The 13,830-nt window shown below is 69.4% G+C and carries 11 protein-coding genes; 6 read left to right on the top strand and 5 right to left on the bottom strand.

All coding sequences use genetic code 11. The features are described from left to right. Positions 1-18 precede the first annotated feature (18 nt). The 4 genes from glpD to ACOQPP_RS13545 all read left to right on the top strand — a co-directional run bounded on the left by glpD (position 19) and on the right by ACOQPP_RS13545 (position 3,776). Positions 19-1,737 (top strand): glycerol-3-phosphate dehydrogenase, encoded by a 1,719-nt coding sequence (gene glpD, locus ACOQPP_RS13560; RefSeq protein WP_419165977.1) that lies wholly within the window; start codon positions 19-21, stop codon positions 1,735-1,737. Continuing rightward, on the top strand, positions 1,734-2,237 hold the full coding sequence (locus ACOQPP_RS13555) for a hypothetical protein (RefSeq protein WP_419165978.1): 504 nt from the start codon (positions 1,734-1,736) through the stop codon (positions 2,235-2,237). Before glpD ends, ACOQPP_RS13555 begins: the two co-directional genes overlap by 4 nt. Before the next feature lie 83 nt (positions 2,238-2,320). Continuing rightward, on the top strand, positions 2,321-2,470 hold the full coding sequence (locus ACOQPP_RS13550; RefSeq protein WP_419165979.1) for a hypothetical protein: 150 nt from the start codon (positions 2,321-2,323) through the stop codon (positions 2,468-2,470). 88 nt (positions 2,471-2,558) lie between these two features. Further along, positions 2,559-3,776 carry a DUF3179 domain-containing (seleno)protein gene (locus ACOQPP_RS13545; RefSeq protein WP_419165980.1) on the top strand — a complete coding sequence of 406 codons (1,218 nt, stop codon included), beginning with the start codon at positions 2,559-2,561 and terminating at the stop codon, positions 3,774-3,776. Between the two features lies 1 nt (position 3,777). On the opposite strand, the gene ACOQPP_RS13540 is transcribed toward ACOQPP_RS13545, so the two are convergent. From ACOQPP_RS13540 to ACOQPP_RS13525, 4 genes are all read right to left on the bottom strand, one after another. Beyond that, a complete protein-coding gene (locus tag ACOQPP_RS13540; protein ID WP_419165981.1) occupies positions 3,778-4,983 on the bottom strand; it encodes a hypothetical protein in 1,206 nt (401 codons plus the stop codon). After that, positions 4,980-5,216 (bottom strand): hypothetical protein, encoded by a 237-nt coding sequence (locus ACOQPP_RS13535; RefSeq protein ID WP_419165982.1) that lies wholly within the window; start codon positions 5,214-5,216, stop codon positions 4,980-4,982. Before ACOQPP_RS13535 ends, ACOQPP_RS13540 begins: the two co-directional genes overlap by 4 nt. Before the next feature lie 161 nt (positions 5,217-5,377). Then, complete coding sequence (locus ACOQPP_RS13530) at positions 5,378-8,095, bottom strand: DUF5916 domain-containing protein (protein WP_419165983.1); 2,718 nt, start codon at positions 8,093-8,095, stop codon at positions 5,378-5,380. Positions 8,096-8,313: 218 nt separating this feature from the next. Further along, complete coding sequence (locus tag ACOQPP_RS13525) at positions 8,314-9,306, bottom strand: hypothetical protein (RefSeq protein WP_419165984.1); 993 nt, start codon at positions 9,304-9,306, stop codon at positions 8,314-8,316. A 174-nt stretch (positions 9,307-9,480) separates the two neighbouring features. On the opposite strand from ACOQPP_RS13525, the gene ACOQPP_RS13520 reads away from it, so the two are divergent. Then, positions 9,481-9,789, top strand: a complete 309-nt coding sequence (locus ACOQPP_RS13520) for a DUF4342 domain-containing protein (RefSeq protein ID WP_419165985.1) — start codon at positions 9,481-9,483, stop codon at positions 9,787-9,789. On the opposite strand, the gene ACOQPP_RS13515 is transcribed toward ACOQPP_RS13520, so the two are convergent. Then, positions 9,776-10,807: a 3-oxoacyl-ACP synthase III family protein gene (locus ACOQPP_RS13515; protein ID WP_419165986.1), complete on the bottom strand. Its 1,032-nt coding sequence runs from the start codon at positions 10,805-10,807 to the stop codon at positions 9,776-9,778. The two genes, ACOQPP_RS13520 and ACOQPP_RS13515, sit on opposite strands and share 14 nt — an antisense overlap. 109 nt (positions 10,808-10,916) lie before the next feature. On the opposite strand from ACOQPP_RS13515, the gene ACOQPP_RS13510 reads away from it, so the two are divergent. Then, on the top strand, positions 10,917-13,829 hold the full coding sequence (locus ACOQPP_RS13510; RefSeq protein WP_419165987.1) for a M16 family metallopeptidase: 2,913 nt from the start codon (positions 10,917-10,919) through the stop codon (positions 13,827-13,829). Position 13,830 lies beyond the last annotated feature (1 nt).

Raw genomic sequence — 13,830 nt, 5'->3', positions numbered from 1 at the left:
GCCGGGAGACCGGCCCCGGTGACGGCTCGACCGCGCGAGGAGCACCTTCGGAGCCTCGCGGAGACCGCCTTCGATCTCCTCGTCGTGGGCGGCGGGATTTCCGGCGTCGCCGTGGCGCGCGACGCGGCGCGGCGCGGCTTCCGGACCGCGCTCGTCGAAGCCGTGGACTTCGCGTGGGGGACGAGCAGCCGTTCGTCCCGCCTCGTGCACGGCGGCCTGCGCTACCTGGAACACCTCGAGTTCGATCTCGTGTTCGAGGCGAGCCGGGAGCGGCGGACCCTCCTCCGAATCGCACGCCACCTCGTTCGGCCACTGGAGTTCCACTTCCCGATCTTCCGGGAAGGCCGGATCGGCAAGCGCAAGCTCGACGCGGGCATGTGGCTATACGACGCGCTGTCGTTGTTCCGGAACATCGAGCGGCACCAGATGCTCGACGCCGGGGCCATGCTCGAACGCGAGCCGGCCCTGCGCGCCGGCGGGTTGTTGGGCGGGGCGCGCTACTTCGACGCGCAGGTCGACGACGCGAGACTCGTCATCGCGACGATGCAGGCCGCCCTCGAAGCGGGCGCGACGGTGGCCAACCGGGCCAAGATCGTGCGCATCGATGCCTCGGACTGGCCGGGTCACCGGGCGACGGTGCGGGATGTTGAGAGGGGCAGGGAACTGGAGGTCGACGCGCTGGCGATCGTGAACGCCACCGGCGCCTGGGCGGAGCAGCTTCTCGGCCGGATCGACGCGGCGCCCGGCGGCGCCCGGGACGGGAGGGGTCCGGGTGCCGGAGTCCGAATCCGCCCCTCCCGCGGGACCCACATCCACGTACCGCGCGAGCGGGTCGGCCACGCGGGTGCGCTCATCTTCGAGGCGCCGCAGGACGGCCGCGTGATGTTCGTCCTCCCCTGGCGCGAGGATCTCACCATCATCGGAACCACGGACGAGTTCTTCGACGGCGAACCCCACGAAGTCGCGGCCACGCCCGAAGACATCGCGTATCTGCTCGAGGCCACGAACCACCTGCTGCCGGCGTCGAAGCTCGGACCGGACGACGTCATCAGCGCGTGGGCGGGCCTGCGGCCGCTCGTCGCGCCTCCCGGCGATGCCGCCGACGAGGGCGACGTCTCCCGGGAGTTCGAGATCCACGAGGGACCGCGCGGCGTGTTCACGCTGAGTGGAGGAAAGCTGACGTCGCACCGGCGCATGGCCGAGGAGACGGTGGATCGCGTGCAGGCCTTCCTCGCGCCGGCGGGCGTGAAGGCGGTCCGGAAGGCGGATACGGACCGGGTTCCGCTTCCCGGCGCCGAGTTCCGTGACCCGGAGGCCCTGCGCGACGGGATCCTCGCCCGCGCCGACGGGCACGGGCTTCAGACCGACACGGTGGACCGGCTGATGCGGGCGTACGGGACCCGCGCCCACCGGGTCCTCGACCTGGTGCAGCGCGACGAACGGCTGAGCGAGCGCGTCCTCGCGGAGAAGCCGCACATCCTGGCCGAAGCGGTGTACTCGGTACGGAACGAGATGGCCGCGCACGTCGAGGACATCCTGTATCGCCGGACACGGATCGGTCTCGAAACGCGGCAGGGGACGTCGACCGCCGCCGCTCGCGTGGCGGCCGTGATGGCGCCGGAACTCGGCTGGACTCGCGAACGGAGAGCGGAGGAAGTGGAGCGGGCCATCGCCTTCAGGTCGACCGATGACGGCGCGATTCGCGCTCTCGCGACGCGCGCGCCCGCGGGGCCGTGAGCGCGCGAGAGGCGGTGCTGCTCCTGCTGGGCCTCGCGGCGAGCGGGCTCACCGCGTGCGGACCGCGTGGCGACGGCCCCGAGGCCGCGCGTCCGGGAAGGGATGGGGATCCGATACCCGGGGATTCCGTGCCCCCCACCGGCGGCCCGTCCACTCCCCCCGCGGCGGAAGTCGAAGCCCCCGGCGGGTTGCTGCCCGGCGAGGGGCCGCCCCGCATCCATCAACTCCTCCTCGTCAATTCGCTTGACGTTTCCGCCTTCGTATTCGTCGCCGCCGGAGCCGGAAGCGTCCCGCTCGATTCGGTCCCACCCGGCGATTCCGTCCGCGTGGACATCCGCGTGCGCGCGGATATCGTCCGATTCGAGGCGCGGGATTCGGGCGGAATCCTCCTCGAAGACGGAGACATCGCCCTCGAGCGTGGAAGCCTCAACCGCTGGCTGATCGCGCCGGGCTCGCCGGGCGGTGTCACTGCCGCACGGCGGGATTCGTTATTTTGGTAGGAGACGCTATATTTCGAGCTACAATCCGTGCTCGGCTTCGGCGTGCCGTGTGGTGAGGGGGAGAAAGCAGGGAGGGAAACGCCATGAAGACGGTGAGAATCGTACTGGCGCTCGTCGCGAGTATCGCGATGATCGTGATCGGCCAGCGCCATCAGGCGGGCCGAAAGGGCTTGCGGACAGAGAAGGCCGAGATCCAGGGATTCGATCGCGAGAACGAGACCCTGTTCATCTAGCGGCCTCGCCGGCTCTTCCGGGGCGGAAAGCCCGGCGGACGCGACCTGCGTCGGAGGGCATTGCGGGACGATCCTTCGGGAGGCCCCGATGAGAACCGGGAAGATCGATACCGGCACCCGCCCCGGGCGCCGCGCCGCCTCCGCCATTCTCGTGCTGTTCGCGGCGGCGTTCCCCGCCTGTTCGGGCGACAACATGGGGCCGGACCTGTCGCTCGCGACCTGTTCACTGCCGCTGGAGAGCCTTACCGACGGCGGCAGCGACCGCTCGAGCATCCCCGCCCTCGACAACCCCGAAGTCGCCCGGAGGCTGATCGCGCCCGAGGTGGGTTACGTCGGCCGCGGCGACCAGGTGATCGCGCTTCACTTCAACGGCCAGCCGCTGGCGATTCCCCTCAAGCTCCTCTGGTATCACGAGGTCCTTAACTTCAGCGTGCCGGGCGAACGGCTCACGGTCACCTACTCGCCGTTCACCGGATCGGTCGGCGTCTTCGACCCCGAACCCAGCGGGGCATCCGATTTCCGGGTCTCGAGCTACGTCCTCGACAACAACCTCGTGATGGAGGATGGGTCGGGTACGTTCTATCCCCAGCTCGCCCCATCGGCGACCTGCGGGCCGCGGGACGGGACTCGCCTCACACGCGTGCCGTATGAGCTGATGACGTATGGGACGTGGCTCCTGATCTACCTGGACACGTGGATCGTTTCCCGCAACACCGGTCACGACTTCCTGTACACGCTCTACCCGTACGGAAACTACCGGACCCCGAGCAACGCCTGGCTCCCCTATCCGACCGCGGCTCCGATCGACCGACGCCGGCTGCCGAAGGAAACCGTGATCGGCGTACCGGCCGGCAGTGGCGGCATCGCGTTTCCGGTCGCCGACCTGCGGGCAGCCGCCGTCAACGACCAACCCGGGTCGGCGGGTACCTCGGTGTGGGCGGCCAGCGGCATGGCCGGCGGAGAACCGGTCGTCGCGTTCTGGAACACGCAGGCACGGAGCGCGCGCGTATACCGGGCCCGCGCCGGAGGGCGCACGCTCAACTTCGAAGTCGTGGGGGGGCGGCGGCAGGATGTGGAGACGGGAAGCGTCTGGAACTTCAATGGACGGGCCGTCTCAGGCTCCCTCGAGGGCGAGAGGCTCGAGCCGCACCCCGAAGCCTATCATGCCTTCTGGTTCGCATGGGCCGCGTTCCAGCCGGACACCGATGTGTGGCGCGCGGCGCCGAGTCTCGACGCGGCGGCCGGGGCCGTCGTCGTTTCGCCCCCCCGTTCTCTCGGTCCGGACCTGGTCCGCCAGCCGCGGTGAGCTAACCGCCGATGGCGGGCGCCGCGTACTTCTCCAGCCAGGCGAACTCGAACTCGTCGCTCCGGGTCAGATAGACACTGTCCTCCCCGAAGGCGACGAGGCTCCGGTCCTCCGGCAGTTCCACCTCGGCGATCCTCTGACCCCGGGCGTCGAAGAGATCGAACAGCGCCGGCGCTCCCGCCGCCACATGACGCCGCACCCAGGCGCGGCCGCGGGAATCCGTGCGAACGCCGTTCGGGGCGAAGGCCGGTTTTGCTCGGGGCCACTCGAAGTCGCGGGGACTCGCATCCCCCGCCCCCGCGGGGGCCCGGCTCATGGACATGCGAGGCGCGCCGCCATCGGACTCCACTTCGACGCGCAAGCCGCCCCCGAGGGAGGCGAGCCACTCATCCTGATCGGCCCCTCGAATCCGCACCGGCTCGTGGGGCACCGCGCCGCCGGTCGTCGTCGTTCCGTCCGGGGCGTTCCATTCCAGGCGGTACTCGGCGGCGCGGGCGATCGCGACGCGGCCATCCCAGGCGACGCTCCACGCGTCCTCCGCGGAGAACGGCACCCGCCGGATGTTGACGTTCCTGTTGTTCGCGTCCCCGGACTCCCGGCGCTCCTGCGCGCCCAGCCCGATCCGACCGACCTCCTCCGTCTCGCCGCTCGCCGGGTCGAAACGCATGATGGCCGCGGAGTCGGACTCGGACATCATGCCGCCGAGGCGTTCCTCGTAGTAGATGCGCCCGTCCCGATCCGTCGCCTCGGCGATCATCATCGTCATCCCCGCCCCGAGGCCGCCCCGCGCGATCGGCCACGTCTCCCCGAAGCCGAGATCGGCCTCGATGCGCGTGAGGCGCGCGTTGCCGAGGTCGATGAGCAGCGTGCCGCCGCCAGGCAGGGGGAAGAGTCCGTCGGGCAGGCGATACTCCTCCGGCCCCTGTCCGACGTTCGTCAGCGTGTCCGCGCCCGCCCCGGGTCGCCACACGACCAGGGCCTCGCCGAAGCCGTCCGCGATCAGGACACGGCCATCCGGGAGTTCCCTCACGCCGCGCATGGAGCCGAGGCCATCCTCGTAGGCGGCGACCGGCTCCCCGAGGGACGCTCGCGGCACTTCCTGCAGCCCGGCGACCGGGGTCGTGCCCGCCCACGCGGCCATCGTCGCGAGAGCCCCAACCGATAACGTCAACATGGTCCGGCGCATGAAATGCCTCTTCGATCTCACCAGTTCTCTTCAGGTTCGTCCCACGTCTGGGCCCAGAACTCGTCTTCCTCGGCCTTCGCCAACTCGAGGTCGACAGGCTCGACATCCTCGGCGTCCACCCGGCCGAGCGTTTCGATGCGGCGCACGACCTCGTCGGTGACCCCGGCGCGGGTCTGCTCCCGCAGCCGCCTCCGGACCTCCCATCCCGCTACCGCCACGAGGACCGCCAGGGCCAGGAAGAGATATCCCGTCATGGCGCCGGGCGGACCCCATAGTCGCTCGATTCGCGCACTGCAACTCCCTCCCGTCGCCGATGGATGTCGCGGGCCGCATCGTGTGGCCACAGACCGGAACGGACAAGATGCGCCTGTCGCCTGCCGCGGGGCACGCGCGGGATCGGCGCCGAGCTAGCGGGTCAGAGGCCCAGCCAGTGCTCGAACTTGATGAGGAAGACATCCGTGGAGGGAATCCGGGCGATGTCCGCCACATCGCGCCGGAAAGCGAACGACCCGTCGTTGAGGAACGACTGCTGATCGTGGCTCCAGACGAGGAAGAGCGTCGATCCGGGCCGGTACTGCCAGCGAAGGACGAGATTGGAGCGGAGGGATTTCAGGTTGAAGTCCGGATCGCCGAACGAATAGTCCGATGTCCCATCGCGATCAGCGTCGATCTGGTAGAGCCCGAAGCCATTCCCCTCCACGCGCCGGATCTGACTCTCCTCGTAGACGCGGAAACGGTCGCTGAACCTCGGGGCGCGCGGTTCATCGACCTCCATCCAGCGGTCGAAGCTCCCGGCGCTGACGAAGGGCTGGGCATACAACTGCAGTGAGAGGTTCGGCGTGAAGGTGTAGTTCAGCCGCGTCGTGAGGGAGACCGTCTGCTGGCTCAGCCGCGCGAACACGTAGTGCGTGCCCGCGGCCGAGCGGGGCTGGGCTACGTACTGCCAGTCGGAGTCGTTGCGGCTGAAGTGAGGACCGAGGTTGAGTTGAAAGCGACTCGAGGGCTGGATCGTCACCTGGGGGGAAACCCCCCGGCGGAACGTCCCCGTCCGGTACTCCCCGCCCAGGTTGACCACCGCGCCCAGCTGCACGGGCTTGCGAGAGTCCGTGAACGTCCCGGCCCAGGTATTCCACTGGGCGGGTTGAAGGAGGGCCGGACCTCCCCGGAGCGCCGTCGTCGCGAGCCCCGACCCCTCGTGATTGTACCCGAAGAAGCCGCGCCAGAAGTTCTTGAGCTGGAAGTTCCCGTTCACGTTCCCGCCCGTGAACTGCCGTTCGCCTCCGAAGGTCCAGCCCGACCACACGGCGGAGTTCACCCCCCAGCTCCGGAACGGCCCCTGCGGACGAAACTGCTCGTAGTTCACCCAGGCCGCCCCGACCCGATAGTCGGTGTTCTGCTGGAATCCGAGATCGTTGATCTCGAAGCCGGGTGACCGGTTCTCCGAGAACAGCCCGTAGCGCCAGTTTCCGCCTCCGACCCTGGAGAAGCTGAGCATGGCCACGGTTCCCGCGAGACTCGTGCGGGACGGGTCGAGGCCGACGTGATCGGCGTCCGGCCGCTGGAAATAGTGGACCGACGACCGCTGGATCCGCTCGATCGCCTCCGCGCTCCCCATCACCGCGCTTGCGATCAGGTGTCCGTTGACCTCGTAGTTCCCGCCACCGAACCGGTGCCGGAAGTCCACCCCGCCCGTGTAGGCCGCGTCGACGAGGAAGGCCACGGGCCCGCCGGCGTCGACCCGCCGGTTCGTGGCGGTGGCGATGAGTCCGATCGCGCTCTCCCCGTCACGGAAGTCGCGGATGACCCGCCCGACCGCGTAGTTCGTCACCGGTTCCACGAGTTGCTCGCCCAGCGTCCCCGTCCTCGTGCTGAACCGCCCGCGCTCGCTCGATGTCAGCGCGTTGAGGAAGCCGATCGACCAGCCGTCCGCCGTCTTCCCGGAGAGCTTGGCCGCGCCGAGGATTTTCGTGGCGTCCGGCACATCACGGTATTCGGACGGACTCGTCACCGAACCCTGGGGAGGACGTCCGATCCGACGGCTGTAGAGGAGCGACTCGTTGTTCTCGCCGTCCGGGGCGCCGACCGCGAACTCGAAGATGTCCGCCCCCTCCTGGAAGAAGGGCCGCTTCTCGGGAAAGAAGGTCTCGAAGGCCGTGAGGTTCACGACCGAGGGATCGGCTTCGACCTGCCCGAAGTCGGGATTGAGCGTCAGGTTGAGCGTCAGGTTGTCCGTGATCCCGTACTTCAGGTCCCCGCCCACGGTCCGGTGCAGGGCCGTGGCGGCGTAGAAGGGATCGTCCTCCGTACCGGGCGCCCGGGTCGCCGAGGAGAGGACGTAGGGCCGCAGCTCCACATTGCGTCTCGGCTCAATGCCTTCGAGGTCCCGCAGCGTGCCGAACGCGGACACGATCCGCGAACCATCCTCCGGCAACGGCGACCACACGCTCGACTCCTCCAGGCGGGCGATCTCCCGCCAGAAGTTGATTCCCCACGTGCTCGCGCCGCCGGCCTCTCCGGATCTGGCGAACCTGAGCTGCGAGAGTGGAATCCGTAGCTCCGCCGTCCAGCCGGACTCGTCGGTCCGGGTGGCGCTCTCCCACACCGCATCCCATTCCGGGTCTTCGGCGGTGTCGGAGAAGAGAAGCCAGTCACTCTGGACCCCCGCGACGCTGACCGAGAAACGGAAGGCCGTGCGGTGATCGAAATAGCTGTCGAAGGCGACGTGGAAGGCGTCCGTCGTCACCTCCTCGTCGCGGCGGGCGAGGCGGCGGATGATCCCGGCCGGGTCGCGGTCGAACATGCGGGCGCCGATATACACCGCGTCGTCGGTGTAGAGCACGCGGACTTCGGTCCGCTCGCTGGCCGGCCGGCCCGGGTCGGGCCTGAACTGGACGAAGTCGCGGGCGATCGGCGCCTCGTTCCAGGCGTCGTCGTCGAGCCGCCCGTCGATGTGCGGCAGCGTCGGTGCCCGCACGGCGTGGAGCGCCGGCGCCGCGGCGGCGCGCGCATGGGTCTCGACGCCGTTCGCCGCATCCTGGGCCGCCAGCGGCCCCGCCAGGCCCGCGCACAGCACGAGAGCCGGCCACCGCCGAGGCAGTCCGGCGCCATCTATCGAAAACAGGGAGAGTCTCACGGTTGTTCCCCCGAAAAATACAAGCCTCGCCGGGCGCATGTCACGCTGCGGTCGAGGTGGTGCCCCCACCCGCCAAGTTCGGGGGATGGGACGCGCCGGGCCATCGAAACGTTGTAATCCCGCACGCGACTTGCCGCAGAAACGGGGGGCCGTCGGGAGGAGACGAGTGGGCGGTGGAAGAAGTTTCGGGGGACCTCAGGCCACGCGGACCCGGCCCGTCACGCGCCGCCGGCCTCGAGCCGGGCGATCTCGGCCTCGGCCCCGATGTAGCCGAAGCCGGCCCACCCGGAACCCTGGAGGATGCGGCGGTACATCTCCTCCGCCTTAACCTCGCGGCCGTTGTAGAGGTGCCAGGTCGCCACCCCGTACGCGATCGCCACACCCGACGGGTCCTCGCTGGCCGGATCCCAGAGGTCGTCCGCCGTGAGTTCTCCCTTGTACATGAGGAGGAGCCGGTGATAGCTCGTGTTCTCGATCACATCGAGATCCGCCGTCACCGGCTCGAGCACCGCCGCGGCTTCCGCGTCCCGCCCCAGGCGGCGGAGGGCCATGAACCACCAGTGCGAGATCGCCACGAGCTGGTCGGGGTTCGTCGTGACGGCGTTGTACGCCTCGTACGAAGCCAGCGCCGCCTCGAAATCGCCCTTCAGGTAGAGGGCCAGCGCGAGGTGGTAGTGGATGTTCGACTGCAGCGTGCTCGTCGGGATCCCGCGCTCGTTGGGCTGACCGTCCGGCTCGACCTCGTCCGGCTCGCCCCGAACCAGACCGGCGGCGTGCGAGAGGTCCTCGATCGCGCGGTCGAACTCCCGCACGCTGATCCAGCGGTGCCCGCGGTGGCGGTACATGCGCGCGTCGTCCGGGTGCTTCTCGACCCCCTCCGAGAAGATCTCGATCGCCTCGCGATAGGAGCCCATGTACGCCACGCGCCGGCCCAGCCGGATGATCGCGTCGGCGTCGTCCGGATCCGCCTCGTAGTCCGCCCGCGCCTCCCGGACGTCGCGCGCCTGCCGGGCGGCGATCTCCGGGGGGGCCGGGTTCGGATGGAGCAGTTCGCCCAGAAGCGAGAACGCCTCCGCGCCCTCGGGGAGCGCTCCCGATGGTTCGGCGTCCTCCGTCCCCCCGCCACACCCGGCCGCACCGAGGATGAGGGCGAGAGTGCCGAGCGCGACCGCTCCGCGCCACGCATGACTCCAGTTTCGATTATGTTCCATGTTGTTCCTCCCGAAGGACATCCCTCGATGTCGCGACCTCCGGGACCGGTTCCGGGGTACGACGGGATAGTCGAACTCTGACAGAACATTGAACGGCGATCGTCGCTCGACCATGGTCGGCCCCGAATCCGCCGCCTGCGCCGGCCCGCGCCGGCCAGCCGGAGGAGACATCTCATGAGCGAACAATACGAAGTCCGCGGCACGAACCTCGTCAGGAAGATCAAGGAGATCCTCCGCGAGGGAAACGTCCGCCGTCTGACGATCCGGAACGAAGACGGCAAGGAGTTGATCGAGGTCCCTCTGGCGCTCGGCGTCGTGGGGACGCTGCTGCTTCCCGCCTGGGCGGCGATCGGCGCCATCGCGGCGCTGGTCACGAACTGCACCATCGTCGTCGAGCGGCAGACGGACGACGAGGACCACGAGCACGGCGGAGACGGCGGGGACGACACCGGCGAAGACCGGGGTTCCGCTACCAGCGGATAAGCGCGCTCCCCCACGTAAAGCCGGATCCGAACGCGGTCAGGCAGAGGAGGTCGCCGCGCCCCAACCGTCCCTCCTCCACGCACTCGTGGAGCGCGATCGGGATGCTCGCCGCGGTCGTGTTCCCGTAGCGCTGGATGTTGTTGTAGATGCGATCATCGGGGAGGCGAAGCGCCCGCTGAACCATCTGGCAGATCCGCAGGTTGGCCTGGTGTGCGATCACCATGTCGACCTCATCGATCGACAGCCCCTCCGCGTCCAGCGCCTCGCGCACCGCCTCCGGCATCCGGGCCACCGCCTGTCGGAAGACCTCCCTCCCGTCCATCGAGGGGCAGGTGAGACCCGCGTCGATGTGTTCGTGCGAGATGAGCGGATCGTACTTCGAGGCCGGCGCCTCCACCCACAGCTTCTCCGCGAACCGCCCGTCGGCGTGGATGTGTACCGACAGGACGCCCCGCTCCCGGGCCGACCCGTTGCGGTCTCCGCGCCCCCCCTCCGCTGGAGCGACCGGACCGAGAATCGCCGCCCCCGCCCCGTCGCCGAACAGGACGGCCGTGTCGCGCCCGAAATCGTTCCGGTGCAGGCCGGTGGAATGGACCTCGGTGCCCACGAGGAGGATGCGCCGGTACCGCCCCGTTCGTATCCAGGCGTCCGCGACCGATAACGCGTATAGAAACCCCGTGCACTGGTTGCGCACGTCGAGGCAGGGGATGTCGCGGATCCCGAGCTTGCGCTGCAGGAAGACGCCGGTGCCGGGGAAGAAATGATCCGGCGACACCGTGGCCACGATCAGGCAGTCGAGGTCCCCCGCCTTCATTCCGGCCCGCTCCAGCGCCATGGTCGCGGCCGCCGCGCCCATATCGGAGCCCGCTTCGCCTTCCTCCACCCAGCGCCGCTCCACGATCCCGGACCGCTGGCGGATCCACTCATCCGACGTGTCCATCATGGACGCGAGTTCGTCGTTGGTGACCACGCGGTCCGGAACGCGGAACCCGGTCGAGAGAAACTGTGTCCTGCGCATCGGGATGCCTCCGTCGTCCTCCGTGGTCCGCGGGTGGCGTGGGCGTGTCCGATCCCTTTGATTCGAGGGGCGGCCTCCCCGACCCTGACCCGAAGTAAGGGATCTTCCAATGTCCGTTCCCCACCCGATCCGGCGCCACCTCGCGCCGCTGGTCCCCGCCCTGGCGGTCGCGCTCTCCGCCTGCGCGGCCGGCGGCGGCGGATTCACGATCGACTACGAGAAGTACGAACTTCCCAACGGGCTGGACGTGGTCCTGCACGTCGACCGCTCCGACCCGGTGGTCGCGGTGGCGATGACGTTCCACGTCGGGTCGTCGCGCGAGGTCCCCGGCAAGACCGGCTTCGCGCACCTGTTCGAGCACCTCTTCTTCCTCGACTCCGAGAACCTCGGCCCGGGCGGCCTCGACCGCCTCATGACCCGGGTGGGCAGTTCGACGAACGGGTCGACGAGCCGCGACCGCACGAACTACTTCGAGGTGGTGCCGAGCGACGCCCTCGAGAAGACGCTGTGGGCGGAGGCCGACAAGCTCGGCTTCTTCATCAATACGGTGACCGAAGACGTCGTCGCGAAGGAGAAGCAGGTCGTCAAGAACGAGAAGCGCCAGGGCGTGGACAACCGCCCGTACGGCCACGCGAGCTTCGTCATCGACCAGGCGGTGTATCCGGTAGGGCACCCGTACCGCTGGCAGGTCATCGGCTCGCTCGATGACCTGGACGGCGCCACGCTCGCCGACACGAAGGACTTCCACGAGAAGTGGTACGGACCGAACAACGCGACGCTCGTCGTGGCCGGCGACATCGACATCGCGCAGGCACGGGAGTGGATCGAGCGGTACTTCGGCGAGATCCCGTCCCGGCCGATGCCCGACCGCCCGACGCCGCCCGAGGTGTCGCTGGACGCCTCGACGCGCCTCTTCCACGAGGACAATTTCGCCCAGTTGCCCCAGCTCACCCTCTCGTGGCCGACGGTCCCGATGTATCACCCGGACTCGTACCCGCTGACCCTCCTCGGCACCCTCCTCACGGACGGAAAGACGGCGCCCTTCTACGAGGTGATCGTCGAGGAGGAGAAGCTCGCGCCCTCGGCGGGCATGTTCGCCTTCCACCAGGAACTGGCGGGCCAGATGCGGCTCACGATCCGGGCCTTCCGGGACACCGACCTCGACGAGGTGCAAGGGGCCGTCGAGCGGGCCTTCGCCCGGTTCGAGGAGCAGGGGATCTCCACCGCCGACCTGGAGCGGGTCAAGGCCGGATACGAGACCTCCTTCTACCGCGGCCTGTCGAGCGTTCTGGGCAAGGCCTTTCAGCTCGCGCGGTACAACATCTTCGCGGGCGATCCCGGCTATGTGGCGGACGACATCGAGCGGATCCTCGACGTGACGGAAGCGGACATCCTCCGCGTCTACGAGACCCATGTGGCGGGTCGTCCTTCGGTGGCGACCAGCTTCATCCCCCGCGGCCAGCCGGAACTCGCGCTCGAGGGCTCGCTGCTCGCCACGGTGGTGGAAGAGCCCATCGTGTCAGGTGCCGAGGCGCCCGTCGCCATCGACGACCGCGGCGACATCCCGCGCACGCCCTCGCGTATCGACCGTGCGGTCGAGCCGGAGTTCGGCCCGCCGCCCAGCCTGTCGGCCCCGGCCGTGTGGACCGCGACGCTGGCGAACGGCGTTCCCGTCAAGGGCATCGAGGACCGGGAGACGCCGCTCGTGCAATTCGAGCTTCGGCTCGACGGCGGCCTCCTGCTCGAGGCCCCCGACCGCATCGGGGCGGCGAACCTGCTCGCCGAGATCATGACCGAGGGCACCGCGAACCGGACGCCGGAGGAACTGGAGCAGGCGATCGACGCGCTGGGCGCCTCGATCTCGGTCACCTCGGGCCGGGAGACCTTCACGATCCGGGGCTCGACCCTGAGCCGGAACTTCCCCGAGACCATGGCCCTGGTCGAGGAAATCCTGCTCGAACCCCGCTTCGATGCCGAGGCGTTCGAACTCGCGCGGGACCGGGTCCGGAACCAGCTCCGCCAGGCGTCGTCGTCGCCGACCGCGATCGCGGTCGACGTGATGACGCGGCTCCTCTATGGCGACCACATCCTGGGCAGCAACGCCCGCGGCACGGTCGACGGGGTCGGTGCCCTCGGCCTCGACGAGCTGCGGGCCTACTACGAGCGCGTCCTGACGCCGGTCCGGGCCGCGGTGCACGTCGCCGGCGCGGCGACTCCGGACCAAGTGACCACGGCGCTGGAGGGGATCGGCACGCGCTGGAGCGGCGCCGCCCCGGAGCTTCCCTCCGCGCCCGCGGTCCAGGCTGCGGCGCCCGGCCTTTACTTCGTCGATGTGCCGAACGCCAGCCAGTCCGTCCTGCGGGTGGGGTATCTCGCGCTGGCCGAGACCGATCCCGACTTCTGGCCCGCTCAGGTGACGAACTTCCGACTGGGCGGCGGGGGCTTCGCCTCGGACCTCACACAGATCCTGCGCGAGGGGAAGGGCTACACTTACGGTGTCGGCTCAGGATTCCGGGGCACGGCGCTCCCGGGCCCGTTCCTCATCTCGTCTTCCGTGCGCTCGAATGTGACCTACGAGTCGCTGGAGATCATCCGCGATCTGCTGGACGGCTACGGCCCCGGGTTCGACGAGGAGGATCTCGCGGCCACGCAGAGCTTCCTCCTCAAGACCAACGCCCGCGCGTTCGAGACGCTGGGGAACAAGCTCGGGATCCTGGCGGACATGAGCGCCTACGGTTTCCCGGCGGACTATCTCCTTCGCCGGGAGACCGTCGTCCGGGAGATGACGGTCGAACGCATCCGGAAGTTGGCCGCGGAGTACTTCGACCGCGGGCGGTTCATCTGGCTCGTGGTGGGCGACGCGAGAACGCAGCTGGAGCGCCTCTCGGCGCTGGGGCTCGGCGACCCGGTCCTCATCGACCGTTCGGCCGGCCCCGTCGCCGCGTCGGGCGGGGGAGCCGGGCGTCTCTCCCCACCGGGGCGTCTCTCCCCCGATGGTCGCGGTGGCGAAGATGAGCGATGAC

Origin of the sequence: Candidatus Palauibacter sp. (assembly GCF_965222475.1) — a bacterium.
GTDB lineage: Bacteria > Gemmatimonadota > Gemmatimonadetes > Palauibacterales > Palauibacteraceae > Palauibacter.
The sequence above is the reverse complement of the archived record's forward strand: the minus strand, read 5'-3'. Positions and strand labels throughout refer to the sequence as shown.